Source organism: Pseudomonas sp. GW823-FHT02E01, from assembly GCF_058797535.1.
In genome coordinates this window covers 428,107-450,767 of record NZ_JBXAJS010000005.1, presented here as the reverse complement: position 1 = coordinate 450,767, position 22,661 = coordinate 428,107, and the positions used below count along the sequence as shown (strand labels likewise).

The window sequence follows — 22,661 nt, the reverse complement described above, 5'->3', positions numbered from 1 at the left end:
AACAAGTGTCTCTGATCGCTTCTGACCACTTCCGCATCGTTGTCGGCCTCGGCAAGAGCGGCATGTCCCTGGTTCGCTTCCTGGCGAACCGGGGCGTGGCGTTTGCCGTGGCCGATACGCGGGAAAATCCACCGGAACTGGCCGCGCTCAAGCGTGACTATCCGCACGTGGAAGTGCGTTGTGGCGAGTTGGATGTCGAGTTCCTGTGCCGTGCCGACGAGCTCTACGTGAGCCCCGGCCTGGCGCTGGCGACCCCGGCCCTGCAGGCCGCCGCCGCCCGTGGCGTGAAATTGTCCGGTGACATCGAGCTGTTCGCGCGTAACGCGAAGGCGCCGATCGTGGCCATCAGCGGCTCCAACGCGAAAAGCACCGTCACCACGCTGGTCGGCGAAATGGCGGCTGCGGCTGGCAAGCGAGTTGCCGTCGGCGGCAACCTCGGCACCCCGGCGCTGGACCTGCTCAGCGACGATATCGAGTTGTACGTGATGGAGCTGTCGAGTTTCCAGCTGGAAACCACCGACCAACTCAACGCCGAAGTGGCGACCGTGCTCAACATCAGCGAAGACCACATGGACCGTTACAGCGGTCTGCCGGCCTATCACCTGGCCAAGCACCGGATCTTCCGTGGCGCCAGGCAGTTCGTGGTCAATCGCCAGGACGCCCTGAGCCGTCCGCTGATGGGCGAGGGCCAGCCATGCTGGACCTTCGGCCTGAGCAAACCCGATTTCAAGGCTTTCGGTATTCGTGAAGAAGACGGCGAGAAATACCTGGGCTTCGAATTCCAGAACCTGATGCCAGTGCGCGAATTGAAGATTCGCGGCGCCCACAACCAGTCCAACGCCCTGGCAGCCCTGGCCCTGGGCCATGCCGTCGGCCTGCCGTTCGATGCCATGCTGTCGAGCCTGCGCACCTTCGCCGGTCTCGAGCATCGCTGCCAATGGGTCCGCGACCTCGACGGCGTGGGTTACTACAACGATTCCAAGGCCACCAACGTCGGTGCCGCACTGGCGGCCATCGAAGGCCTCGGCGCGGACATCGACGGCAAGATCGTGCTGATCGCCGGTGGCGACGGCAAGGGTGCCGAGTTCAAGGACCTGCGCGATCCGGTGGCGGCCAACTGCCGCGCCGTGGTCCTGATGGGGCGTGACTCCGACAAGATCGGTGAAGCCATCGGCGATGCCGTACCGCTGATCCGCGCCGGTTCCCTGGTCGAAGCCGTCGAGCAATGCCGCGCTGCAGCCCAGTCGGGCGACGTGGTGCTGCTGTCGCCTGCCTGCGCCAGTTTCGACATGTTCAAGAACTACGAAGACCGTGGTCACCAGTTCGTCCAAGCCGTGGAGGATCTGGCATGAGCCTCAAAGGCATCATCAAGCCGTATCCATCGCCGCTCATCACCGGGCGCGGTATCGACCTCGACTTCCCGATGCTCGCCGGCTGCCTGACGCTGCTCGGCCTGGGGCTGATCATGATCGCCTCGGCATCGACCGAAGTGGCGGCCGTGCAGTCGGGCAGCGCCCTGTATTACATGATTCGCCACCTTATTTACGTGGTGCTGGGCCTGGGTGCCTGCATCGTCACCATGATGATCCCGATTGCCACCTGGCAACGCCTGGGCTGGCTGATGCTGCTGGGGGCGTTCGGCCTGCTGGTGATGGTGATCATCCCGGGGATCGGTCGTGAAGTGAACGGTTCGATGCGCTGGATCGGATTCAGTTTCTTCAACGTCCAGCCATCCGAGATCGCCAAGGTGTTCGTGGTGATCTACCTCGCCGGTTATCTGGTGCGTCGCCAGAAAGAAGTGCGTGAAAGCTGGATGGGCTTCTTCAAGCCGTTCATCGTGCTGCTGCCGATGGCGGGCCTGCTGCTGATGGAGCCGGACTTCGGTGCCACCGTCGTGATGATGGGGGCCGCGGCGGCGATGCTGTTCCTTGGCGGCGTCGGGTTGTTCCGCTTTTCCCTGATGGTGGTCCTGGCCGTCGGCGCAGTGGTTCTGTTGATTCAAATGCAGCCGTATCGAATGGCGCGTCTGACCAACTTTGCCGACCCATGGGCCGACCAGTTCGGCGCTGGCTATCAGTTGTCCCAGGCATTGATCGCCTTCGGTCGCGGCGAATGGCTGGGCGTGGGCCTGGGCAACAGCGTGCAGAAACAGTTCTACCTGCCGGAAGCCCACACTGACTTCGTGTTCTCGGTCCTGGCCGAAGAGCTGGGTGCGGTGGGTTCGTTGTGCACCGTGGCACTGTTTGTCTTCGTGTGTATTCGTGGCATGTACATCGGTTTGTGGGCTGAAAAGGCCAAGCAGTTTTTCGCAGCTTATGTGGCATACGGTCTGTCGTTCCTGTGGATCGGCCAGTTCCTGATCAACATCGGCGTGAATGTCGGCCTGCTGCCGACCAAGGGGCTGACCCTGCCGTTCCTCAGTTATGGCGGTAGTTCGTTGGTGATTTGCTGCGCCTGTCTCGGCTTGTTGCTGCGCATCGAGTGGGAAAGTCGAACCCACCTGGGCAGCGAAGAGATGGAGTTCCATGAGAGCGACTTCGCCGAGGAGCCGAACCATGGGCGCTAACGTCATGATCATGGCTGGCGGTACCGGTGGCCACGTGTTCCCGGCGCTGGCCTGTGCCCGCGAATTCCAGGCGCGCGGCTACACCGTGCACTGGCTCGGCACCCCGCGTGGGATCGAGAACGATCTGGTGCCGGCGGCCGGTATCGAACTGCATCGGATCAATGCCAGCGGTCTGCGCGGCAAGGGCAAATTGTCCCTGCTAAAGGCACCGTTCATGTTGTTCAAGTCGGTCTGGCAGGCGCGGGCGATCATTCGCCGTCTGCAGCCGGTCTGCGTCGTTGGCTTTGGTGGGTTTGTGACCGGTCCTGGCGGCGTCGCGGCCAAACTGGCCGGTGTGCCGGTGATCGTTCACGAACAGAACGCCGTGGCCGGTACCGCCAATCGGTTGCTGGTGCCGTTGGCCGCCCGAGTCTGTGAAGCGTTCCCCGACACCTTTACCCTGTCGGACAGCCGCCGGACCACCGGTAATCCGGTGCGCACCGAGCTGTTCCTCGAGACATCGCGACCTGCCCTGGCCGGTCGCAAGGCGCGTTTGCTGATCCTGGGCGGAAGTCTGGGCGCAGAACCGTTGAACAAGTTGCTGCCTGAAGCCCTGTCGCAAGTCGCTGCCGATTTGCGTCCGGAAGTGTTCCATCAGGCCGGCAAAAACCACGATGAAGTGACTGCAGAGCGTTATCGCGCGGCTGGCGTCGAGGCGCAGGTGCAGCCCTTCATCAAAGACATGGCCCAAGCCTACAGCTGGGCCGACCTGGTGGTATGTCGCGCAGGCGCGCTGACCATCAGTGAACTGGCCGCCGCCGGTCTGCCCTCGATGCTGGTGCCTTTGCCTCACGCCATCGATGATCACCAGACCCGCAACGCCGAATATTTGGCCCGTGAAGGCGCAGCCTTCCTGATGCCACAAAGAACGACTGGCGCAGCGGATCTTGCCGCTCGCCTGACAGAGGTCCTGATGCAACCACAACGACTCAACGAAATGGCTACCGCGGCACGCCGCCTCGCCAAACCCGATGCCACCCGTAACGTGGTCGATAGCTGCCTGGAGGTGGCCCATGGTTGAGAGTCAGAAAGCCATGCCGCAACCAGAAATGCGCCGCATCCGTCGCATCCACTTCGTCGGTATCGGCGGTGTGGGCATGTGCGGGATTGCCGAAGTGCTGCTGAACCTGGGTTATGCCGTGTCCGGCTCTGACCTGAAGGCTTCGCCGGTGACTGAACGCCTGGAGTCCTTCGGCGCGCAGATCTTCATCGGCCATCGCGCCGAGAACGCCGCGGCCGCCGACGTGCTGGTGGTGTCGAGCGCCGTGAACACGTCCAACCCGGAAGTCGCTACCGCGCTGGAACGCCGTATCCCGGTGGTGCCACGTGCAGAGATGCTGGCTGAGCTGATGCGTTATCGCCACGGTATCGCCGTTGCCGGTACCCACGGCAAAACCACGACCACCAGTCTGATCGCTTCGGTGTTCGCCGCCGGTGGCCTGGACCCGACATTCGTGATCGGTGGCCGCCTGAATGCCGCGGGCACCAATGCCCAGCTTGGCACCAGCCGCTACCTGATCGCCGAAGCCGACGAAAGCGACGCCAGCTTCCTGCACTTGCAGCCGCTGGTGGCTGTGGTCACCAACATCGACGCCGATCATATGGCGACCTACGACGGTGACTTCAACAAACTGAAGAAAACCTTCGTCGAGTTCCTCCACAACCTGCCGTTCTATGGTCTGGCCGTGGTGTGCCTGGACGATCCGGTGGTGCGTGAAATCCTCCCGCAGGTCAAGCGTCCGACCGTTACTTACGGCTTCGGCGAAGACTGCGACGTGCGCGCCATCAACGTGCGCCAGCAAGGCATGCAGACCTTCTTCACCGTACTGCGTCCCGACCGCGAGCCACTGGATGTTTCGGTGAACATGCCGGGCAACCACAACGTATTGAATGCCCTTGCGACCATCTGCATCGCCACCGACGAAGGCGTCAGCGATGAAGCCATCGTCCAGGGCCTGTCCGGGTTCCAGGGGGTCGGCCGACGCTTCCAGGTCTACGGCGAACTGCCGGTGGACGGCGGCAATGTGATGCTGGTCGATGACTACGGTCACCACCCGACGGAAGTCGCGGCCGTGATCAAGGCCGTACGCGGTGGCTGGCCGGAGCGCCGCCTGGTGATGGTCTACCAACCGCACCGTTACAGCCGCACCCGTGACCTGTACGACGATTTCGTCAATGTGCTGGCCGACGCCAACGTACTGCTGCTGATGGAAGTCTATCCGGCCGGCGAAGAGCCGATTCCGGGCGCCGACAGCCGCAAGCTGTGTAACAGCATCCGTCAGCGTGGCCAGCTCGACCCGATCTACATCGAGCGTGGCGTCGACCTCGCGCCAGTGGTCAAGCCGCTGCTGCGCGCCGGCGACATCCTGCTGTGCCAGGGCGCCGGTGATATCGGCGGTCTCGCACCAAAACTGTTGAAAAGTGAGTTGTTCGCCGGTGCCGTTGCCGCACCGGAGAAGGGGAAGTTGAAATGACTGTTGCCTACGCCAACCTGGTCTCCACGATCGCGCCGAAAGACTTCGGCCGCGTCGCCGTGCTGTTCGGCGGCAAGAGCGCCGAGCGTGAGGTCTCCCTGAAGTCGGGTAACGCCGTTCTGGACGCACTGCAAAGCGCCGGTGTGGACGCGTTCGGCCTCGACGTGGGCGATGACCTGCTGCAGCGTCTGCTCAACGAAAAAATCGACCGCGCCTTCATCATCCTCCACGGCCGTGGCGGTGAAGACGGCAGCATGCAGGGCCTGCTCGAATGCCTGGGCATTCCGTACACCGGCAGCGGCATCCTGGCTTCGGCCCTGGCCATGGACAAACTGCGCACCAAGCAGGTCTGGCACAGCCTGGGCATTCCAACCCCACGTCACGCGGTACTGAGCAGCGAGGCCGATTGTATTTCGGCGGCGACGGAACTGGGCTTCCCTTTGATCGTCAAACCGGCCCATGAAGGTTCAAGTATCGGTATGGCCAAAGTGAGTTCCGCGTCCGAATTGATCGACGCATGGAAAGCGGCCAGTACCTACGATTCGCAAGTGTTGGTCGAGCAATGGATTCACGGTCCGGAGTTCACCATCGCCACCCTGCGTGACCAGGTGTTGCCGCCGATTGCCCTGGGCACCACGCACAGCTTCTACGACTACGACGCCAAGTACATCGCCAACGATACCCAGTACCGCATTCCGTGCGGTCTGGACAGCGCCAAGGAAAAGGAACTCATGGACCTCACGGCGAAAGCCTGTGAAGCGCTGGGTATCGCCGGTTGGGGCAGGGCAGACGTGATGCAGGACGCCGAAGGGCAGTTCTGGTTCCTGGAAGTCAACACCGCACCGGGCATGACCGATCACAGCCTGGTGCCGATGGCGGCGCGTGCCGCCGGTCTGGATTTCCAGCAACTGGTTCTGGCCATTCTGGCCGAGAGCGTTGTCGGCAAGACTGCCGGTAACCAAGAGTCGACGAGAGGTTAAGGCCATGCAAGGCGCTCAGCTCAGACATCAGCCCACCGCACCGACCGGCCGCAAGCCGGTACCGCGGGGGGCCAGCCGAATGGTGGCCAAAGAGCCGATGTCCGCGCGCCTGCCGAAAGCCAACTTCGGTTTTCTCAAAGCGTTGTTCTGGCCGGTACTGCTGGTGGCTTTGGGGTTCGGTACTTATGAAGGCGCGACACGGTTGTTGCCGTATGCCGACAGGCCGATCACCAAGATCAACGTGCAGGGCGACCTGAGTTACATCAGCCAGCAAGCGGTGCAGCAGCGGATCGCCCCCTACGTGGCGTCGAGCTTCTTCACCATCGACCTGGCGAGCATGCGCACCGAGCTGGAACAGATGCCATGGATTGCCCACGCCGAAGTGCGCAGGGTGTGGCCGGATCAAGTGGTGATCCGCCTGGAAGAACAACTGCCGGTGGCCCGTTGGGGCGACGAGTCGCTGTTGAACAACCAGGGCCAGGCCTTCACCCCGCGCGAGCTGGCGAACTATGAACACCTGCCACAGCTGTTCGGCCCACAGCGGGCTCAGCAGCAAGTGATGCAGCAATACCAGGTACTGAGCCAGATGCTCAGGCCGCTGGGCTTCTCGATTGCACGCCTCGAACTGCGTGATCGCGGCAGCTGGTTCCTGACCACCGGCCCCGGCAGTGCGGGTCCCGGGATAGAACTGCTGCTGGGACGCGGCAACCAGGTGGAAAAGATGCGCCGTTTCATCGCCATCTATGACAAGACGCTCAAAGAACAGATTACGAACATTGCGCGCATCGATCTGCGCTACGCCAACGGCCTCGCTGTTGGCTGGCGGGAACCTGTAGCGCCCACGGCAGCCCAACCCGCTGTCGCGAAGAATTAAGAAGAGGCAGGACCCATGGCAAACGTGCAAAGCGGCAAAATGATCGTCGGTCTCGATATCGGCACCTCCAAGGTGGTGGCGCTGGTGGGCGAGGTCGCGGACGACGGCACGCTGGAAATCGTCGGGATCGGCACCCATCCGTCCCGTGGCCTGAAAAAAGGCGTGGTGGTGAACATCGAGTCCACCGTGCAATCGATCCAGCGCGCCATCGAAGAAGCGCAGCTGATGGCTGGTTGCCGCATTCACTCGGCGTTCGTCGGCGTGGCCGGTAATCACATCCGCAGCCTGAACTCCCACGGCATCGTGGCGATTCGTGATCGCGAAGTCAGCTCGGCGGACCTTGAGCGTGTGCTCGACGCTGCCCAGGCCGTGGCGATCCCGGCTGACCAACGCGTGCTGCACACCCTGCCGCAGGATTACGTAATCGATAACCAGGAAGGCGTCCGCGAACCGCTGGGCATGTCCGGCGTACGTCTGGAAGCCAAGGTCCACGTGGTCACCTGCGCCGTCAACGCTGCGCAGAACATTGAAAAATGCGTGCGCCGCTGCGGTCTGGAAATCGACGACATCATTCTCGAGCAACTGGCTTCCGCGTACTCGGTACTGACCGATGACGAGAAAGAGCTGGGCGTGTGCCTGGTGGACATCGGTGGCGGTACTACCGACATCGCGATCTTCACCGAAGGCGCGATCCGTCACACCGCGGTGATCCCGATTGCCGGTGACCAGGTGACCAACGACATCGCCATGGCGTTGCGCACTCCGACCCAGTACGCCGAAGAAATCAAGATCCGCTACGCCTGTGCACTGGCCAAACTGGCCGGTGCCGGTGAAACCATCAAGGTACCAAGCGTTGGCGACCGTCCACCACGTGAGCTGTCCCGCCAGGCCTTGGCCGAAGTGGTCGAGCCGCGCTACGACGAGCTGTTCACGCTGATCCAGGCCGAACTGCGCCGCAGCGGCTACGAAGACCTGATCCCGGCCGGCATCGTGCTGACCGGCGGTACGTCGAAGATGGAAGGCGCTACCGAACTGGCCGAGGAAATCTTCCACATGCCGGTGCGCCTGGGCGTGCCTCACGGCGTGAAAGGTCTGGATGACGTGGTACGCAACCCGATCTATTCCACCGGCGTCGGCCTGTTGATGTACGGCCTGCAGAAGCAGTCCGACGGCATCTCGTTCTCGGGCATCGGCAGTCGCGACAGCTACAGCAACGAAGAGCCACAGGCTCCGCTGCTGGACCGCCTGAAGAAGTGGGTCCAGGGCAATTTCTGAAGATTTACCGCAATACCGTTACACCGAAGCACGCAGTAGGCGAAAAAACTAGAGAATGTAAAGGAGAGGGAAAATGTTCGAACTCGTAGACAACATCCCCGCAAGCCCGGTAATCAAAGTTATCGGTGTCGGCGGTGGCGGCGGCAACGCTGTCAACCATATGGTCAAGAGCAACATCGAAGGCGTTGAGTTCATCTGCGCCAACACCGATGCTCAAGCGCTGAAAAACATCGGCGCGCGGACCATCCTGCAACTGGGCACCGGCGTGACCAAGGGTCTGGGCGCTGGCGCCAACCCTGAAGTCGGCCGTCAAGCCGCTCTGGAAGACCGTGAGCGCATTGCCGAAGTGCTGCAGGGCACCAACATGGTGTTCATCACCACTGGCATGGGCGGCGGTACCGGTACCGGTGCTGCGCCGATCATCGCCGAAGTGGCCAAGGAAATGGGCATCCTGACCGTTGCGGTCGTGACCCGTCCGTTCCCGTTCGAAGGCCGCAAGCGTATGCAGATCGCCGACGAAGGCATCCGCATGCTCTCCGAAAGCGTCGACTCGTTGATCACCATTCCCAACGAGAAGCTGCTGACCATCCTCGGTAAAGACGCCAGCCTGCTGTCGGCTTTCGCCAAGGCAGACGATGTACTGGCCGGTGCCGTCCGCGGTATCTCCGACATCATCAAGCGTCCGGGCATGATCAACGTCGACTTCGCCGACGTGCGTACCGTGATGAGCGAAATGGGCATGGCAATGATGGGCACTGGCTGCGCCAGCGGTCCGAACCGTGCACGCGAAGCCACCGAAGCGGCCATTCGCAACCCGCTGCTGGAAGACGTGAACCTGCAAGGCGCTCGCGGCATCCTGGTGAACATTACCGCCGGTCCGGATCTGTCCCTGGGTGAATACTCCGACGTGGGTAGCATCATCGAGGCATTCGCCTCCGAGCACGCGATGGTCAAGGTCGGTACCGTTATCGATCCGGACATGCGCGACGAGCTGCACGTGACTGTCGTTGCCACAGGTCTGGGCGCTAAAATCGAGAAGCCTGTGAAGGTCATCGACAACACCGTTCACACTTCGATGGCTGCACAGCCACAACAACAGGCCCCTGTTCGTCAGGAAGCTCCAGCGGTGAACTACCGTGACCTGGACCGTCCGACCGTCATGCGCAACCAGGCTCAGGCCGGTGCTGCGACTGCCGCGAAGATGAATCCGCAAGATGATCTGGACTACCTGGACATCCCGGCTTTCCTGCGTCGTCAGGCCGATTGATGGAATGTATCAGGGCTATGAAGGTGATTGGTGTTCAGCAAAGGCGTGGTCTGCTATCATCGCCAGCCTTTGTTGATACCAGTTCGCAATTTGCGCTGAAGCGGCCCAAGCCATGATTAAACAACGCACACTGAAAAATATTATCCGTGCCACAGGTGTAGGCCTGCACTCCGGGGAGAAGGTCTACCTGACCCTCAAGCCTGCGCCTGTCGACACTGGCATTGTGTTTTGTCGCGCTGACCTCGACCCTGTGGTGCAAATTCCTGCCCGCGCGGAAAACGTCGGTGAAACCACTATGTCGACCACGCTGATCAATGGCGACGTCAAAGTGGACACGGTAGAGCACTTGCTCTCGGCCATGGCTGGCCTGGGCATCGATAACGCCTACGTCGAGCTCTCCGCGTCCGAAGTCCCGATCATGGATGGCAGCGCTGGACCCTTCGTATTCCTGATTCAATCGGCAGGCCTGGAAGAACAGGACGCCGCCAAGAAATTCATCCGCATCCTGCGTGAAGTGACAGTGGAAGACGGCGACAAGCGCGCCACTTTCGTCCCTTTCGAAGGGTTCAAGGTGAGCTTCGAGATCGATTTCGATCACCCGGTTTTCCGGGACCGCACCCAAAGTGCAAGCGTGGATTTTTCCAGCACTTCGTTCGTAAAAGAAGTCAGCCGCGCCCGTACTTTCGGTTTCATGAGTGACATCGAGTACCTGCGCAAGCACAACCTCGCACTCGGCGGCAGCGTTGAAAACGCTATTGTGGTCGACGCCGATGGCGTACTGAACGAAGACGGCCTTCGCTATGAAGACGAATTTGTGAAGCACAAGATTCTCGATGCAATTGGTGACCTCTACCTGCTGGGCAATAGCCTGATTGGTGAGTTCAAGGGCTTCAAGTCCGGCCACGCACTGAACAACCAGCTGCTGCGCAAGTTGATTGAGCAGACAGATGCCTGGGAAGTCGTGACGTTCGAAGACGCCAGCACTGCACCGATCTCTTACATGCGTCCGGTTGCGGCCGTGTAAGCAAAAAACCTCTCTAGTTTTTTAAAGGCTGCCTTCGGGTGGCCTTTTTTTATGTTCCGAAGTTTGTAGTGCCTGGGCTGGCCTCATCGCGAGCAGGCTCGCTCCTACAGTGGATTGCATTCCCCTGTGGGAGCGAGCTTGCTCGCGATGGCGTCTGCCCATCCAATGAAAATCCTATTCGGCACACACCACCCGGTTACGCCCCCCTTCCTTGGCCTGATACAGCGCCTTGTCGGCACTGAACAGCAATTGCTCCAGGTTGATATCGCTGGCCGCCGTCCAGGTGGCAATACCGATACTCACACTCATCGGCGGCTCACCGGCGTCCACCAGTGGCAGTTTCTGCACCGCCTCGCGGATGTACTCGGCGATCTGCTTCGCGCCTTCACTGTCAGTTTCGGCCAGGACCACCGAAAACTCCTCGCCGCCATAGCGCGCCACCAGATCCGTCGGGCGATGGACATTGGCGCGCAGGACCTCGGCCAACGCCCGCAAGGCTTCGTCGCCGGCCTGATGTCCGTGCCGGTCATTGAAGGCCTTGAAGTGATCGGCATCGATCATCAGCAACGACAACGGCCTGCCACTGCGCTGCGCACGAAACCACTCATGGCGCAGGGTCTGATCAAGGGATCGACGGTTGGCCACGCCGGTCAAGGCATCGGTGGCCGCCAGTTGCGCCAATTCCTGCTCGGCACTTTGGCGCCGTCGCAGCTCGCGGCAGAGCAGCCAGGTCAGCCACAACAGGCCAATGCACAAGACCCCTGTTGCACCGCTGATCACATAGGCCGTGCGGTTCCAGGTGGCGAACACTTCGTCGATGGAAAGGGCCACGATGACGGTCAGCGGAAGATTGCCGACCCGGGTAAAGGTGTACAGGCGCCGTTGATGATCGACACTCGATACGCTTTCAAAGGTACCACTGCGCTCGCGCAGCATGCGTACGACGTTGGGACGGCTGGAGAGGCTATTGCCGATGGCGTTTTGCTCCCGGTACGGTTTCTGCGCCAGGAGGATCCCGTCATCGTTGATGATGCCCAGCGTACTGCCGTTGCCGATGTCGAGGCTGTTGAACAGTTGGTCGAAGTAGCTCATGCGCATCGACGCCACCGCGACCCCCAGAAACTCACCCGTGGGCGAAGAAATGCGCCGGCTGAAACTGATGCGCCATTCGTCGCTGTCATCGCAGTCGCAGCGTGGCTTGAACGGTCGGCTGATAAACATGCCGGTGTCGTGATTGAAGGCATGGGCCAGGAAATAATCGCGGTCAGCGAAGTTGCCCGGTTTCGGCTCGATCAATGATGAGTCGGCCAGCACGTCGCCGTGCTTGTCCAGCAGCAGGATGTCGCCCTTGTAGCGCGCAGTGGTGGAGCGGTCGAACAGCACCAGATGACGGATCTGCGGTGCAACCTGTTTAAGGTCGTCCCGTTGGGCGGCGGCGATCAGGCCCTGCAAGGTCAAGTCATAGAGCTCGACCGTACGCAGGACATCGGTATCGATCAGTTGCGCGATGGTGGTCGCGCTGCGTGTGGCGGTCTGCTGGGCGTAGGCGTGTTCGCGGATCAGCAGGAAAGTGACGATGCACAGGATCGAGATGACGGTCAGGGTACTGCCGAAGATCACCATGATCTCGGGTCGCCCGGTCGGGCCTTGAAAATGTGCGGTGCGGCTTGCGGTCATAGGGCTGACGTTCGCTAAAGGGACGCTCTAAGCGTAGTTGCATAAACGTAGCAGCCGAGTGAATCGTTCCCGTTGCTCGAACGATTGATCTTGGGTGTGGGCGTCAGTGACTTTCATTGCGCAAATTGCAATGAAGGCCGAGTCGCCACTATAAAAAAAGCCGCTGACAGCAGCGGCTTTGAAGACAACCTCTCAAAGGGAAGAGCCGATGAAAAGTGTTGAGGGAAACGGGAGTGATCGGTGCGGGTCAGCTGTCTTTCTCGGCCAGTGGCTGGGCCTGGATGCTGGATGCCTGCGGGGCTTGGGAGTCTTGAGCAGCCTTGGCCGTCATCTCGATCTGATGCTCTTCGAACGTTGCAGCGCGTGCGGCGTTATGCGCAACGAAAGTCTGCGATTCTTCCGCCATCGCCAATGGCGACAGGAACAAAGAGGACAAAACGAAAGCGCTGGCAATACCCATACTGTTGGACATTTTTAAAACCTTCTTGCTTGGCAAGTGCTGTTTGGTGCGGGCAAAGATAAGGATATGAGGCGAGGGGAAAAAGAGCGGATTCATGAAAGGACTATTGCGGTTATGGCAATAGTTGGTTGGCCGCACACTTGTGTTCAACCCGTAACCAAGGTGGGAGCGAGCTTGCTCGCGATAGCATCACCTCGGTTCAGAAGTTGCACCGAGTCGCCTGCATCGCGAGCAAGCTCGCTCCCACAAAGGAGAGGGTTTCAGACGGGCAGATGAATCCCGAACGTATTCATCCCATGATCACTGCGCACGAACACATCGCCGCCATGCATCAACGCAATCGCCTTGACGATGGCCAGCCCCAAACCGTGATTGTGGCCGCTGTTGCTGCGCGACGCATCGACCCGGTAGAAGCGTTCGAACAGGCGCGGCAGATGTTCGTTGGCAATCGGCGAACCCGGGTTGGCGACGCCGATGCTGACTTGATGCTCCTGGGCTTCGATCCGCACTTGAATCACCTGCCCGGGCGCGGTGTGCTGCACCGCATTATTCAGCAAGTTGATCAATGCCCGGCGCAGATGGGCGATCTCGATGCGCACCTGCGCGTCACCACTGACCTCAACCTGGACCTGAGCGTCTTCGAGAATGAAATCCAGATATTCCAGGGTCGTGGCCACCTCATCGGCCAGCGAGGTTGAGGTGAGCTTGGTCGCCTTGCTGCCCTGGTCGGCGCTGGCGAGAAACAGCATGTCGTTGATGATCGAACGCAGTCGCTCAAGCTCTTCGAGGTTCGATTGCAGCACTTCGAAGTAGTGCTCGGCGGAGCGCCCGCGGGTCAATGCGACCTGGGTCTGGCCGATCAGGTTGGTCAGTGGCGAGCGTAGTTCGTGGGCGACATCGGCGTTGAATGACTCAAGGCGCGAGTAGGCTTGCTCGACCCGTTCCAGGGTCGAGTTGAACGAGCTGACGAATTGATCGAGTTCCGGCGGCAACGGTGACAATCGCAAGCGCCCCGAGCGCAACGGCGGGGCCAGGCGCTGGGCTTCCTGGGACAGTTTGATCAGCGGCTTGAGCCCGATCCGCGCCACCCAATAACCCAGTGCCGAGGCCAGCAGAACACCGGCAATCGCCAGGCTGATCAGTGCGACCAGCAGGTGATGCTGGGTATGGAAAAACGTTTCGGTGTCGATGGCGATCATGAAGCGCAACGCTGGGCGCTGGTCCTTGGCCGGAAACTCGCTGACCAGCACTTTCAGCGGATACGGGTGCTCCGGCAGATGCATGTCGCGCGTGCCCAGCGGGCCTTGGGCAAAGGCACGGATCTGCGAGGTCAGGTTGCCGTATTCGTAGTGTGGATCGCCGCTGATGATCCAGAAACTGATGCGCTTGTCTTCTTCGCTCAGCAGGTTGAGCTTGTTGTTGATCTTCACCCAGTGCTCAGGCGTGCCGTAACGGCCGACCGTGGATTCGAGCACGCTGTAGCGCGCATCGAGTTCGGCTTCTGGCAGCAGGCCCAGGCCCTTGTCGACCTGCTGGTACAGCGCCCAGCCGATCAGCAGGAACACCAGCAGCGCCACCAGCGTGAACATTGCGCTCAGACGCAGGGCGATGGAATTACTGGACACCACGGCTCTCCAGCACATAACCCATGCCACGAATGGTGTGCAGAAGTTTCTCTTCGAACGGCCCGTCGAGCTTGGCCCGCAGGCGTTTGATCGCGACTTCGACGACGTTGGCGTCGCTGTCGAAATTGATGTCCCAGACCATCTCGGCAATGGCGGTTTTCGAGAGGATTTCACCCTGGCGCCGGGCCAGTACACTGAGCAGCGAGAACTCCTTGGCGGTCAGGTCCAGGCGTGTACCGGCGCGGGTGGCCTTGCGGCTGATCAAATCTATCCACAGGTCGGCGATGCTCACTTGCACCGGTTCATGACCGCCGCTGCGCCGGGTCAGCGCTTGCAGGCGTGCCACCAGTTCAAGGAAGGAAAACGGTTTGCCCAGATAGTCATCGGCGCCTTCACGCAAGCCCTTGATGCGGTCTTCCACACGCTCGCGGGCGGTGAGCATGATCACCGGGGTTTGCTTGCGCGCACGCAGGGCGCGCAACACACCGAAGCCGTCGAGGCCCGGCAGCATGACGTCGAGGACGATCACCGCGTAGTCGCTCTCCAGCGCCAGGTGCAGACCTTCCACACCATCGCGGGCCAGATCCACGGTGAAACCCTGTTCCGTCAGGCCGCGATGCAAATAGTCTGCGGTTTTTTCTTCGTCTTCGATAATCAGAACGCGCATGACCCCGCCTCAGTCTGTGGTCGCCAGCACCGGTTCTGGCGCAGGTTTAGGTCGATGGAATAGCCGCTCAAGCCACAAGTATATGACCGGTGTGGTGAACAGCGTCAGCGCCTGGCTCACCAGCAAACCGCCGACCACCGCGATCCCCAGGGGCTGGCGCAATTCGGCGCCGGTGCCATAGCCGAGCATCAACGGCAGAGCGCCGAGCAGGGCGGCGAGGGTAGTCATGATGATCGGCCTGAACCGTGTGATGCAGGCCTTGAAAATCGCGTCCTCAGGCGACATTCCGCCATTGCGCTGCGCTTCGAGGGCGAAGTCGATCATCAGGATGCCGTTCTTCTTGACGATACCGATCAACAGCACCAGTCCGATCAAGGCCATGATGGAAAAGTCCTGGCCGCAAATCCACAGCATGATCACCGCGCCGAGGCCCGCCGAAGGCAAGGTCGAAATGATCGTCAGCGGGTGCACGAAGCTCTCGTAGAGCACGCCGAGAATGATGTACACCGCCAACAGCGCCGCCAGGATCAGCCACGGCTGGCTGGCCAGCGAACTCTGGAACGCCTGGGCCGCGCCCTGGAAATTACCGCTGATGGCGGTCGGCATGCCAATGTCGGCCTTGGCCTGGTTGAGCATGATCACCGCATCGCCCAGTGCCACGCCGGGGGCCAGGTTGAACGACAGGTTGGCGGCGGGGAACATCCCGTCATGGGCGATGGACAGCGGGCCGACAGTCGGCGCATCGAACCTGGCCAGGGCCGACAGCGGCACCATTTCCCCGCTCAGGGGCGAGCGCAGGTAGAAGTAGTTGAGGCTTTCGGCCTTGCCGCGCTGCTTTGTATCCAGTTCCAGGATCACGTTGTACTGGTTGATCTGGGTCTGGAATTCATTGACCTGACGCTGGCCGAAAGCATCGTACAGGGCTTCGTCGACGTCACTGGCGGTGAGGCCGAAACGTGCAGCGGCGCTACGGTCGATGCTGATGTGGGTGATGCTGCCGCCCAGTTGCAGGTCGTTGGAAATATCGCGGAACGCCGGGTTGCTGCGCAGTTTTTCCGTCAAGCGTTGGGTCCAGGTGCTGAGGGTCGCACCGTCGTTGCTCTTGAGCACGTATTGGTACTGGGCGCGGCTCGGGCCGGAGCTGAGGTTGATGTCTTGCCCCGCACGCAGGTACAGGACGATGCCCGGGACTTTCATCAGTTGCGGGCGAATCCGGTCAATGAACTGACTGGCCGAGACATCGCGGTCGCTGCGTTTTTTCAGGGTGATCCAGAAGCGGCCGTTAGCGATGGTCTGGTTGCTGCCGGAAACCCCGACCGAGTGCGAGAACGTTTCCACCGCAGGGTCGGCGGCGACGATTTCCGCCATTGCCAGGTGTTTTTTCACCATGTCGCCGTAGGAAATGTCGGCAGCGGCTTCGGTGGTGCCGAGGACGAAACCGGTGTCCTGGATCGGGAAGAAACCTTTCGGGATCAGAATGTACCCGGCAACGGCCAGGCCCAGTGACAGGCAGAACACGCCGATCATCAAGCGCTGATGGGTGAGGGCGTGGCGCAGGCCTTTTTCGTACCATGCCAGCAGACGCTCGCCAAAGCCCGGTTTGTCGTGGGCATGATGCACGGGCGCGCGCATGAACAGCGCAGCGAGGGTCGGTGCCAACGTCAGCGAAACCACCACCGAAATCATGATGGTGGAGGTGGCGGTCAGGGCGAACTCCTTGAACAGCCGGCCGACCACACCGCCCATGAACAGCAGCGGAATGAACGCCGCCACCAGCGAGAAACTGATCGACACCACGGTAAAACCGATCTCGCCGGCACCCTTGATCGCCGCCTCGCGCATGCCGTCGCCGGCCTCCAGATGCCGGTGAATGTTCTCCACCACCACGATCGCATCGTCCACCACAAAGCCCACGGCGACCACGATCGCCACCAGCGTGAGGTTGTTCAGGCTGAAGCCCATGACGTACATCAGCGCAAAGCTGGCGATCAGCGACACACCGAGCACTGCCGACACGATCAGCGTGGCCGACAGTTGGCGCAGGAACAGCGCCATCACCGCCACCACCAGCATCACAGCGATCATCAAGGTGATTTCCACCTCGTGCAGCGAGGCGCGGATGGTCTGGGTGCGGTCGATCAACACCTTTACCTGCACCGAGGCGGGCAACATCGCTTGCAGCGCCGGCAGCGCGGCCTGAATGCGATCCACGGTCTCGACGATGTTGGCGCCTGGCTGGCGGAAAATCACAAGGTTCACGCCCGGTTGCGAGCCCGCCCAGGCCTGAACGTAGGCATCTTCCGAACCGTTGACGACTTTCGCGACATCCTTGAGGTGAACCGGTGCACCGTCCTTGTAGGAAACGATCAACTGGCTGTATTCGTCGGGGTGGAACAACTGGTCGTTGGTCGACAGGGTTGAAATGCTTGATTCGCCGTACAGCGCCCCTTTGGCCAGGTTGAGGCTGGTCTGCTGGATCGCCAGGCGAATGTCCGCCAGGGTCAGGCCGATGGCGGCGAGTTTGTCGGCGGACACCTGGACACGGATCGCCGGACGCTGCTGACCGGTGATGACGACCTGGCCTACACCGTCGACCTGACTGAGCTGACGGGACAACAGGGTTTCCGTCAGGTCGCTGAGCTCAGGGCCAGGCATCAGCGAGGAGTTGACGCTGAGGATCAGCACCGGGCTGTCGGCCGGGTTGACCTTGCGCCAGGTCGGCAGGTTCGGCATGTCCTTGGGCAGTTTGCCCGCGGCGGTGTTGATCGCTGCCTGCACTTCCTGGGCGGCGGTGTCGATGCTCTTGTCGAGGGTGAATTGCAGGGTCAGGTTGGTCGAGCCCAGTGCACTGCTCGAGGTCATCTGGGTTACCCCGGGAATGGCACTGAATTGTACTTCAAGGGGTGTGGCCACCGAGGAAGCCATGGTTTTCGGGCTGGCGCCGGGCAGTTGCGCGGCCACCTGGATGGTCGGGAATTCTGCCTCCGGCAACGGCGCTACCGGCAGGCGCGGAAACGCGATGACACCCAGCAGCACCAGGGCGAACGTCAGCAGGACCGTGGCCACCGGGTGGTCGATGCACCAGGCTGAAATCGAACCATGGCCCTTCATTGCGCCGCCTCCGATCGCACCACCTGAGGTGGCTCGGTCAGCACTTGCACAGTAGCGCCGGGCTTGAGCCGCGACTGACCATCGCTGACCAGAACATCACCCGGCTTCACACCCTTGATGATGTCCTGGCCGCTGCCTTGATAGACCATCTGCACCTGCACGGCTTCGACCTTGTCACCATTGACCCGGTACACGAAGTGCTGGTCGAGGCCGCGTTGTACGACTGTCGGCGGCACCACCAGCGCGTCTTTATCCAGGGCTGTCTGAATCTTTACCGTCACCAGCAGGCCCGGCCAGAGTTTCTGTGCGTCGTTGTCGAATTCGGCTTTGGCGCGGATGGTGCCGGTGTTGGCGTTGATCTGGTTGTCGATCAGGGTCAGGTGACCTTCGCCGAGCAGGTTGCCGGTTTCGCCGTCGGTGTCGGCCCCAATGTAGGCCTTGACCCGGGCGTGCTGTGGGTCGTTGATCAGGCCTTGCAGGGTCGGCAGCATTTGCTGCGGCAGGGAGAATTCCACAGCGATCGGGTCGATCTGGGTCACGGTGAACAGGCCTTGGGTGTCGGTCATGCGCAGGAAGTTGCCTTCGTCGACGGTACGAATGCCGACACGACCGCTGACCGGGGAGCGAATTTGTGTGTAGGAAAGCTGTACCTCGGCGGAGTCAATCGAGGCCTGGTTACCTTGGGCGGTGGCCTTGAGCTGGTTGACCAGGGCTTGTTGCTGGTCGTAAGTCTGCTTGGACACGCCGTCGTCGACACTCAACAGCTTGTAGCGCTTGAGGTTGACCAGCGCCACTTGCAGTTGCGCCTGGCTTTCGCCCAGTTGTGCCCGGGCCTGGTCGAGGCTGGCGCGGATCGACCGGTCGTCGATGGTGGCCAGCAGGTCACCTTTTTTCACCAGTTGGCCTTCCTTGACCAGCAGTCTGGTGAGGATGCCGTCGATTTGCGGGCGGACCACGACGCTGTGCAGGGACAGTACCGAACCGATGCCGCTGACGTAGCGCGGTACGTCTTTTTCGGCGACGGCGACCACGCGCACCGGGATGGCGGTGGGGGTGGCGAGTTTGGCCTTGGCCGGTTTGGTGGCGTACCACAGGCCCAGCGCTGCCAGGACGATCAGAAGGGCGACGAGCAGGGCGGATTTTTTCTGGATTCGCATGCGAGTGGGGCGCCGGGGCTGGGTGGTCGGTAGGTGGGTAAGGTAGTTTCCTTTATAAACCTGTTTGCTGGTCAGGAGGGTGACGGCTAACTGACGGCGCTGTCAGTTTGGGGGGACTTGGCGGCCTTTGGGCCGACCATGTTCTTGGTTGACCGTGTACATATCCGTTTCTTCGGTAACGGCCACTTCTGGTTTCGCCCTTACGGCGACTCACTTTTTTTAACAAGCGCCTCAAAAAAAGTAAGCAAAAAAAGCGCTCGCCCCGAACGTCCGGCCCCTCGCTGGGGCTCGGCGTGCCTTCGCTCCGGCATTCATCCGGGGGCATTGCCCTCCGGTCGGCTTCGCTTCGACCTACATGCAATGAGTTCGACTGCGTCGAACGGCGCTGCGCGCCAATCCCCGGATGAACACCTCCGCTCAGCCTACCGAGGGGGCGGGTGGATCAAGATCAAGAGCTGCAGGCGAGCTAACGCTCGGCCTGATGAGTGGTGAGAAGCGTGGGTGTACGCTGATCTGTTTTTGCTCTTCTGTGGGAGCGAGCCTGCTCGCGATGGCGGTGTATCTGCTCACAGAGATTTGAATGTGAGAACGCCATCGTGAGCTCCCACAGGGGATCAATCCTTGAACCGATGGATCAATTCGCCACCCGAACCCCACCCAGGCTCCCGCTCAATTCATACGCCGCCAATTCCGCCTGATGCGCCGCCAGCAATTCTGGCAACGATCCACGCAAATACTCGACCCAGGTCTTGATCTTCGCATCCAGGTACTGGCGCGACGGGTAGATCGCATACAGGTTCAGTTCCTGGGAGCGGTAGTTGGGCATCACGCGCACCAGTGTGCCGTTGCGCAGGCCTTCTATCGCGGCGTACAGCGGCAGCACCCCAACGCCCATGCCGCTGATGATCGCGGTTTTCATCGCGTCGGCGGAGTTCACCAGGAAGGGTGAGCTGTTGATGGTGACCATTTCCTGGCCATCAGGGCCGTCGAAGGCCCATTTCTCCAGCGGAATCACCGGGCTGACCAGGCGCAGGCAGGCGTGGTTGAGCAGGTCGCTGGGTTTTTGTGCGCAGCCGTTGGCTTTGACGTAGGCCGGCGAGGCGCAAACGATGCTGTAGGTGATGCCCAGGCGCTGGGAGACGAAACCCGAATCCGGCAGTTCGCTGGCGAGGACGATGGACACGTCGTAACCCTCGTCGAGCAGGTCCGGCACGCGGTTGGCCATGGTCAGGTCGAAGGTCACGTCCGGGTGGGTCTTGCGGTAGCGGGCGATGGCGTCGATCACGAAGTGCTGGCCGATGCCGGTCATGGTGTGCACTTTCAGTTGCCCGGCCGGGCGTGCGTGGGCGTCGCTGGCCTCGGCTTCGGCTTCTTCGACGTAGGCCAGGATCTGTTCGCAGCGCAACAGGTAGCGCTTGCCGGCTTCGGTCAGGGCGATGCGGCGGGTCGTTCGGTTGAGCAGGCGGGTTTGCAGGTGGGCTTCCAGGTTGGAGACCGCGCGCGAGACGTTGGCCGTGGTGGTGTCCAGTTGAATGGCGGCGGCGGTGAAGCTGCCGGCTTCGGCCACGTAACTGAAGGCGCGCATGTTTTGCAAAGTGTCCATGGGGTGCTCTCTCGTCGAATGACAAATTGTGACACGAAGTTTCTGTTTATTTACAGGCGACTAAAGATCTACCAACGGATTATCTCGTTAACGGTAACAAAGATTCACAGGAATCCCAGCTTATCGCCCTTCAGGCCGCCCCATAGAATTGCGCAACTTGGCAAACCGGGGGCACGGCCCCAGCCGCACAACCTGTGGGAGCGAGCTTGCTCGCGATGGCGGCGGTTCAGCCAACACAGATGTTGAATGTGGCTCCGCTATCGCGAGCAAGCTCGCTCCCACAAATGCGGCGCTGTTTCCAAAAAACGTGTACCTCTCCCTATTTCAGGAAATCGCAGCAGTGCCGCGTCGCATCAGCAGAGCGCTTCAGCCGCTCAGTGTTTTGGCTTTATCCCTGGCAATCAGCGGCTGCATCGGAACCGGAGGTATTGCCCCACAGGGCAAGGCGCTGGAAGCCAACTCACTGGCTACCGACGAAGCGATCCAGAGCGCCGCGCAAGATGCGCACTGGCCCACCGCACAATGGTGGCAAGCCTACGGCGACCCGCAACTGAATCGCTGGATCGACCTCGCCCTGCAAGACAGCCCGACGCTGGCCATGGCCGCCGCCCGGGTGCGTCAGGCCAGGTCCATGGCCGGCGTGGCCGAAGCGGCCGAATCGCTGCAGATCAATGGCGAGTCCACCCTCAAGCGTCACAACTGGCCTACCGACCAGTTCTATGGCCCTGGTGAGCTGGCCAACAGCACCACTTGGGACAATAACGCAGCGCTGGGTTTCAGCTATGCCCTCGACCTCTGGGGCCGCGAAAGCAATGCCACCGAGCGCGCCGTGGACATGGCGCACATGAGCGTTGCCGAGGCTCGTCAGGCCCAGCTCGAGTTGCAGGACAACATCGTCCGGGTCTACATCGAGCTTTCGCTGCATTACGCACAGCGGGACATCGTTGAAGCGACCTTGAAGCAGCAACAGCAGATTCTCGAACTGGCGCAAAAGCGTCTGGACGGTGGCATCGGCACCCATTTCGAAGTCAGCCAAGCTGAAACACCGTTGCCGGAAACCCATCGCCAGATCGATGCCCTCGATGAAGAAATCGCCCTGAGCCGCAACCAGCTCGCCGCCCTCGCCGGCAAGGGCCCGGGGGAGGGCGCGCAGTTGCTGCGGCCAACGCTGTCGCTGGGTGCGCCGCTGAAACTGCCGTCGTCGCTGCCGGCGCAATTGCTCGGTCAACGCCCGGACGTGGTCGCCAGCCGTTGGCAAGTGGCGGCGCAGGCGCGGGGTATCGATGTCGCCCATGCCGGTTTCTACCCGAACGTCGATCTGGTCGGCAGCCTTGGCTACATGGCCACCGGCGGTGGAGCCCTGGAGTTCTTGACCGGCAAGAAACTCAACTACAGCGTGGGACCGGCGATTTCGTTGCCGATCTTCGATGGCGGGCGCTTGCGCTCGGAGTTGGGCGAAGCCTCGGCGGGTTATGACATCGCCGTGGCCAAGTACAACCAGACCCTGGTCAACGCCCTGAAAAACATCTCCGACCAGTTGATCCGCCGCGAGTCCATGGACAAACAGCAGGCGTTCGCCGCCGAGTCGGTGGCCACTGCGCAGAAGACCTACGACATCGCGATGATCGCCTACCAGCGTGGCCTGACCGACTACCTCAACGTGCTCAATGCCCAGACCTTGTTGTTCAAGCAGCAGCAAGTGCAGCAGCAGGTTCAGGCGGCGCGCCTCAGTGCCCATGCCGAACTGGTGACGGCGTTGGGCGGTGGTCTCGGTGCCGGTATTGACGTGCCGAACGCCGAACAGACTCAAGTGCCGAAAACCCCGAGCCTTTTGCGTTGAACACGAACCCACAGGTCCTGAG

At 61.3% G+C, this 22,661-nt stretch carries 17 protein-coding genes; 10 read left to right on the top strand and 7 right to left on the bottom strand.

From position 1 onward, the window contains the following. The first annotated feature begins 5 nt into the window (after nt 1-5). The 9 genes from murD (at nt 6) to lpxC (ending at nt 10,499) form a co-directional block, all read left to right on the top strand. Nucleotides 6-1,352 carry a UDP-N-acetylmuramoyl-L-alanine--D-glutamate ligase gene (gene murD, locus AC1RDQ_RS15050; RefSeq protein ID WP_492587624.1) on the top strand — a complete coding sequence of 449 codons (1,347 nt, stop codon included), beginning with the start codon at nt 6-8 and terminating at the stop codon, nt 1,350-1,352. After that, nucleotides 1,349-2,566 (top strand): putative lipid II flippase FtsW, encoded by a 1,218-nt coding sequence (gene ftsW, locus AC1RDQ_RS15045; RefSeq protein WP_056726220.1) that lies wholly within the window; start codon nt 1,349-1,351, stop codon nt 2,564-2,566. The genes murD and ftsW overlap by 4 nt, the downstream gene beginning before the upstream one ends. Beyond that, on the top strand, nt 2,556-3,626 hold the full coding sequence (murG, locus tag AC1RDQ_RS15040) for an undecaprenyldiphospho-muramoylpentapeptide beta-N-acetylglucosaminyltransferase (protein ID WP_046041926.1): 1,071 nt from the start codon (nt 2,556-2,558) through the stop codon (nt 3,624-3,626). The genes ftsW and murG overlap by 11 nt, the downstream gene beginning before the upstream one ends. Further along, nucleotides 3,619-5,079: a UDP-N-acetylmuramate--L-alanine ligase gene (gene murC, locus AC1RDQ_RS15035; RefSeq protein WP_007989894.1), complete on the top strand. Its 1,461-nt coding sequence runs from the start codon at nt 3,619-3,621 to the stop codon at nt 5,077-5,079. The genes murG and murC overlap by 8 nt, the downstream gene beginning before the upstream one ends. Beyond that, nucleotides 5,076-6,059 (top strand): D-alanine--D-alanine ligase, encoded by a 984-nt coding sequence (locus AC1RDQ_RS15030; protein ID WP_057713365.1) that lies wholly within the window; start codon nt 5,076-5,078, stop codon nt 6,057-6,059. The genes murC and AC1RDQ_RS15030 overlap by 4 nt, the downstream gene beginning before the upstream one ends. A 4-nt stretch (nt 6,060-6,063) precedes the next feature. Then, complete coding sequence (locus tag AC1RDQ_RS15025; RefSeq protein ID WP_057713366.1) at nt 6,064-6,933, top strand: cell division protein FtsQ/DivIB; 870 nt, start codon at nt 6,064-6,066, stop codon at nt 6,931-6,933. Nucleotides 6,934-6,948: 15 nt separating this feature from the next. Continuing rightward, nucleotides 6,949-8,208 carry a cell division protein FtsA gene (ftsA, locus tag AC1RDQ_RS15020; RefSeq protein ID WP_007989901.1) on the top strand — a complete coding sequence of 420 codons (1,260 nt, stop codon included), beginning with the start codon at nt 6,949-6,951 and terminating at the stop codon, nt 8,206-8,208. Nucleotides 8,209-8,281: 73 nt separating this feature from the next. After that, nucleotides 8,282-9,475, top strand: a complete 1,194-nt coding sequence (ftsZ, locus tag AC1RDQ_RS15015) for a cell division protein FtsZ (RefSeq protein WP_007972612.1) — start codon at nt 8,282-8,284, stop codon at nt 9,473-9,475. Nucleotides 9,476-9,587: 112 nt separating this feature from the next. Next, nucleotides 9,588-10,499, top strand: coding sequence for a UDP-3-O-acyl-N-acetylglucosamine deacetylase (lpxC, locus tag AC1RDQ_RS15010; protein WP_007916984.1), 912 nt, complete (start codon nt 9,588-9,590; stop codon nt 10,497-10,499). A 174-nt stretch (nt 10,500-10,673) separates the two neighbouring features. Here lpxC and AC1RDQ_RS15005 read toward each other — a convergent pair whose 3' ends face one another. The 7 genes from AC1RDQ_RS15005 to AC1RDQ_RS14975 all read right to left on the bottom strand — a co-directional run bounded on the left by AC1RDQ_RS15005 (nt 10,674) and on the right by AC1RDQ_RS14975 (nt 20,799). Further along, nucleotides 10,674-12,176, bottom strand: coding sequence for a sensor domain-containing diguanylate cyclase (locus tag AC1RDQ_RS15005; protein ID WP_492587622.1), 1,503 nt, complete (start codon nt 12,174-12,176; stop codon nt 10,674-10,676). A gap of 247 nt (nt 12,177-12,423) precedes the next feature. After that, nucleotides 12,424-12,648, bottom strand: coding sequence for a hypothetical protein (locus AC1RDQ_RS15000; protein ID WP_057713368.1), 225 nt, complete (start codon nt 12,646-12,648; stop codon nt 12,424-12,426). 248 nt (nt 12,649-12,896) lie between these two features. After that, nucleotides 12,897-14,261 carry a heavy metal sensor histidine kinase gene (locus AC1RDQ_RS14995; RefSeq protein ID WP_218494228.1) on the bottom strand — a complete coding sequence of 455 codons (1,365 nt, stop codon included), beginning with the start codon at nt 14,259-14,261 and terminating at the stop codon, nt 12,897-12,899. Next, nucleotides 14,251-14,928, bottom strand: coding sequence for a heavy metal response regulator transcription factor (locus tag AC1RDQ_RS14990; RefSeq protein WP_056726212.1), 678 nt, complete (start codon nt 14,926-14,928; stop codon nt 14,251-14,253). Before AC1RDQ_RS14990 ends, AC1RDQ_RS14995 begins: the two co-directional genes overlap by 11 nt. Nucleotides 14,929-14,937: 9 nt before the next feature. Further along, nucleotides 14,938-18,039, bottom strand: coding sequence for a multidrug efflux RND transporter permease subunit (locus AC1RDQ_RS14985; RefSeq protein WP_492587620.1), 3,102 nt, complete (start codon nt 18,037-18,039; stop codon nt 14,938-14,940). Further along, the gene (locus tag AC1RDQ_RS14980) at nt 18,036-19,196 is read right to left on the bottom strand and encodes an efflux RND transporter periplasmic adaptor subunit (protein WP_057713371.1); all 1,161 of its coding nucleotides are present in this window, start codon (nt 19,194-19,196) and stop codon (nt 18,036-18,038) included. Before AC1RDQ_RS14980 ends, AC1RDQ_RS14985 begins: the two co-directional genes overlap by 4 nt. A 634-nt stretch (nt 19,197-19,830) precedes the next feature. Beyond that, on the bottom strand, nt 19,831-20,799 hold the full coding sequence (locus AC1RDQ_RS14975) for a LysR family transcriptional regulator (RefSeq protein WP_057713372.1): 969 nt from the start codon (nt 20,797-20,799) through the stop codon (nt 19,831-19,833). 340 nt (nt 20,800-21,139) lie between these two features. Between AC1RDQ_RS14975 and AC1RDQ_RS14970 the strand changes: the two genes are divergently transcribed. Beyond that, on the top strand, nt 21,140-22,639 hold the full coding sequence (locus AC1RDQ_RS14970) for an efflux transporter outer membrane subunit (protein ID WP_492587618.1): 1,500 nt from the start codon (nt 21,140-21,142) through the stop codon (nt 22,637-22,639). Nucleotides 22,640-22,661: the final 22 nt, after the last annotated feature.